Origin of the sequence: Sphingopyxis sp. 2PD (genome assembly GCF_005503695.1) — a bacterium.
In the GTDB taxonomy this organism is placed as follows: Bacteria; Pseudomonadota; Alphaproteobacteria; order Sphingomonadales; family Sphingomonadaceae; genus Sphingopyxis.
Genome location: NZ_SCMU01000050.1, coordinates 1 through 3,079, shown reverse-complemented (window position 1 = coordinate 3,079; position 3,079 = coordinate 1). Strand labels below are relative to the sequence as shown.

At 58.9% G+C, this 3,079-nt stretch carries 5 protein-coding genes and 1 pseudogene; 4 read left to right on the top strand and 2 right to left on the bottom strand.

What is annotated here, in order from left to right; genetic code table 11:
* Positions 1 to 70: 70 nt before the first annotated feature.
* Positions 71 to 634: an ImmA/IrrE family metallo-endopeptidase gene (locus FFS18_RS17280; protein ID WP_137871791.1), complete on the bottom strand. Its 564-nt coding sequence runs from the start codon at positions 632 to 634 to the stop codon at positions 71 to 73.
* 2 nt (positions 635 to 636) lie between these two features.
* A complete protein-coding gene (locus tag FFS18_RS17275; protein ID WP_137871790.1) occupies positions 637 to 987 on the bottom strand; it encodes a helix-turn-helix domain-containing protein in 351 nt (116 codons plus the stop codon).
* Between the two features lie 178 nt (positions 988 to 1,165).
* Here FFS18_RS17275 and FFS18_RS17270 point away from each other — a divergent pair, with 178 nt between their 5' ends.
* From FFS18_RS17270 to FFS18_RS17255, 4 genes and pseudogenes are all read left to right on the top strand, one after another.
* A complete protein-coding gene (locus FFS18_RS17270) occupies positions 1,166 to 1,390 on the top strand; it encodes a DUF2188 domain-containing protein (protein ID WP_137871789.1) in 225 nt (74 codons plus the stop codon).
* A gap of 226 nt (positions 1,391 to 1,616) precedes the next feature.
* Positions 1,617 to 1,895, top strand: coding sequence for a YuaX family protein (locus tag FFS18_RS17265; RefSeq protein WP_137871788.1), 279 nt, complete (start codon positions 1,617 to 1,619; stop codon positions 1,893 to 1,895).
* Positions 1,896 to 1,960: 65 nt separating this feature from the next.
* Positions 1,961 to 2,230, top strand: coding sequence for a DUF3892 domain-containing protein (locus FFS18_RS17930; protein WP_171005357.1), 270 nt, complete (start codon positions 1,961 to 1,963; stop codon positions 2,228 to 2,230).
* 204 nt (positions 2,231 to 2,434) lie between these two features.
* A pseudogene (locus FFS18_RS17255) lies at positions 2,435 to 3,079 on the top strand (hypothetical protein); the annotation flags it as partial.

Sequence of the window (3,079 nt, the reverse complement as noted above, 5' to 3'; positions counted from 1 at the left end):
GTGGGGGCGTGGCGGGAGGTTGGGTGAGCGGATAACCCCGGCACAATGACTGGCAGAAATTTATCACGCACTATGACCTAGACCGAAACGCCATTCGCTTTTCGGTACCCGTCATGCGGCAGCGCCAATGGCACAGATCTTCACTTACACCGAAATGCTGTGCGATATCAGAGATGGACTGGCCGCTACTGCGGTGATGATAGAGCGCCGCTTGGGGAAGCAGAAGTGCTCCTCCTAGCCAATCGGCTTCCTCCTCCTGCTCATCCGAATAGTCTGAGAGCAGCACTAACCCCGCAGGTGAAACTTGAACGCTGGCTGGCGTGTGGTCTAGAATCGAATGTGCAAGCTCATGCATCAATGTCGAAGCTTGGCGACGCTTGCTCTGTGCAGAGTTGAGCACGATGAGGAGTAGGCCATCTTCTGCAAGCGTCATACCGGACCAGCTGTCGGGGTCGCGCTGAAGAAGTTGGGTGGCATGCTGAGGCGGCAGATCGAGTTCGTCTGCGCCCAAAACATGGGCTCCCAGCGATTCAGCGTAAATCCATGGATCAAGCTTCTCGAGCGGGCCTAGACCCAGCGACGCCCGCGCAGCCTCTGATAGCCTCTCGGACTCGGCCTTAAACCCCCGACGCATTCCTACTGTTGCTGCAACGCCAGTCGGGCATCTTTCGCCCTTTGAGCAGCCAAGATGAGCTCTGCCAACGACTCAGCAGTGTCAGGAGAAAAGGTCTTCTTCTTGCGAAAGTGGACGACCGCAGGCCGCTTAGCTGGTCCGTCATTTGTTTCGATTCCTAGGAAGATAGCCGGGTCAACGCCGAGCCAGCGACATATCTTCGCGAAGGTCGCGAGATCTGGAACGTTGCCATTCTCAACTCGCGACAACGTAGCCGAACTGACTCCTGCCTCGGCAGCGGCCGACCTGATACCGCGGGTGCCACGCTTTTTAGCGATAAGGCGCCCCAAATCCTCGATGGGCAGGGTTTCCATAAAAATCTCCAACAGGGCCCTTGACTCCCCCGGGCCAGCGGCGATAGTGTCTCACGTGTAAGACAAGTCGTCTCGTGACTGATACTGCCTTACCTGAGAGACGGGGAATCATGCCGCGCTCTCTGAGTCAAGAGATAGTGCGGCAAGGTTTCGCTTCAATGAGCAGAAAGGCAGTAACATGAGCGGCAAGAATCAATATGTGGTTCGGAATGGTAATGGATGGGGCGTCCGTGGAGAGGGCAACAGCCGCCTCACCGGTTCTTTCTCCACGCAGGCTCAGGCGATCGAGCGCGGACGCGACATCGCCAGGAACCAAGGCGCCGAACTTCGCATCCAAGGGGCCAACGGCCAGTTCCGTGAGGCCTGGTCGTACGGCAACGATCCCTACCCGCCGAAAGGCTAAAATTGGGCCGCTGCGGTTGGAGCGGCCATTTCTTATGGAGGCGTCGATGCGCAAACTGCGCACCTTGAAACCGCTGCGGCCCCTTAAGCCCCTTGATCGAATGCAGAACATGAAAACGCTGCGTCCGCTTGGCAAGACAAAGTGGGTTAGGGCGCATTGGCGGTACGACTACGCCCGCCGACAGTGGGAATGGGTTCTCGGTCACTGGTCAAAATAGGAGATTTCGATGATAAAGATTACCGGCTTCGACAAGCTGCAAAAGATGCTCGACGACGCATCTCGGGCATTCGAGGAACTCGACGGCAAGATCGGGGAAGTCAGCTTCGATCCGAACGACCCCGCGAGCATTGATGATGCGATCAGGTCGATGGAGATGGCGATCGACGAGAAAGTCGGTGCCTTCAAGAGCAATCCGATGGTGGCTCAACTCATCCCGCAGATGAAGGCAAAGTACCGGGACGGCATTATCGCTCGCGCCGAAAGCGCACGTACTAGCCATAGCTAGCACCGCGGTTCGTTTGTGATCCAGCCGTATCTCGTAAACGGCCGATCCACTTTGTGGAGGATATAATGGCAGACTACCAGGTAACATGTATTCGCCGAGACGGCGCAGATATTGACCGCCGGATTGACCGCTTGGGTGGTCCGGGCTGGAACGACACAATCGACAACGTAATCGCTTTCATTCAGAGCGGGGCGCATCGCTTTTGGACTTCGGTGAACGGCGTCAGTGTCTGGGTCGTGGTCCGCCAGCACCCCACGAGCCGACGCAATTATCTTGCTACTGAGAACGATGGCTACCCGCCGAACAATCTACTCAGCTTGCCGGAGTGCCGCTAGCGCGATCAACCCGATATCTCTTTGCGGAAGCCTAGCGTCCGCTTTCGGAGTTGCTCGGTGGCAGCCTGCTTTAGGCGCAAAGCCACTTTCAACACGATAAGAACAAACCATAAACAAAACCCTTTCCTACAAATTTTCCGTCTGTCATATGCTGTCCGGTTTGGTCTCGCGGCTTCGCCCGGGACATATAGAGGAGGGCATATCATGCAGAATCGCACCCCGATCGCGAAGGAGGCGCGGCCGCCGCTTCCCGACTTTACGCCGGTGCCGCGCAAATATCGGCACGACGGGTGGACTCCCGAGCGGCAGAAGGCGTTCATATCGGCGCTCGCCGACACCGGGTCGGTCAGTCGCGCGGCCGCGATGGTCAATATGGCGCAGACGAATTGCTATACGCTGCGGCGCGCGCCCGGCGCGGAGAGCTTTCGGCGGGCGTGGGAGGCGGCGCTCGATTTCGGGCTCGCGCGGCTGAAAGACATCGCGTTCGAGCGCGCGATCGACGGCTATCTGGTGCCGGTCTTTGTCGCGGGCAAGCTGATGGGGTTCCGGCGGCGGCACAATGATGCGCTGCTGATGTTCTGCCTGCGCCATTATGGGCAGGATGCGGGGGGCAAGCGCACGACGATCAACTATTTTTCGACGCGCGCGAGCGCGGGTACGGTGAGTGGAGGTCCGGGGGGTGGTGTTGGGGCGATGGGTGTCTCGACTTCGCTCGACACGAACGGAATTGAGGGAAGTGTCGGGGCCGCCGGTGCCGTGGCCGAGGCTTCGACGACGACGGTGCGGACGGTGATCCATGGTCCGTCGGCTTCGCTCGGGGCGAACGGGGATGGGGTTGCGGGGCAGGAT

What these genes read in the sequence shown, in the direction of transcription:
- FFS18_RS17275 (WP_137871790.1), bottom strand. Translation starts at nt 987, where the DNA reads ATGGAAACCCTGCCCATCGAGGATTTGGGGCGCCTTATCGCTAAAAAG.
- FFS18_RS17270 (WP_137871789.1), top strand. Translation starts at nt 1,166, where the DNA reads ATGAGCGGCAAGAATCAATATGTGGTTCGGAATGGTAATGGATGGGGC.
- FFS18_RS17930 (WP_171005357.1), top strand. Translation starts at nt 1,961, where the DNA reads ATGGCAGACTACCAGGTAACATGTATTCGCCGAGACGGCGCAGATATT.
- FFS18_RS17280 (WP_137871791.1), bottom strand. Translation starts at nt 634, where the DNA reads ATGCGTCGGGGGTTTAAGGCCGAGTCCGAGAGGCTATCAGAGGCTGCG.
- FFS18_RS17265 (WP_137871788.1), top strand. Translation starts at nt 1,617, where the DNA reads ATGATAAAGATTACCGGCTTCGACAAGCTGCAAAAGATGCTCGACGAC.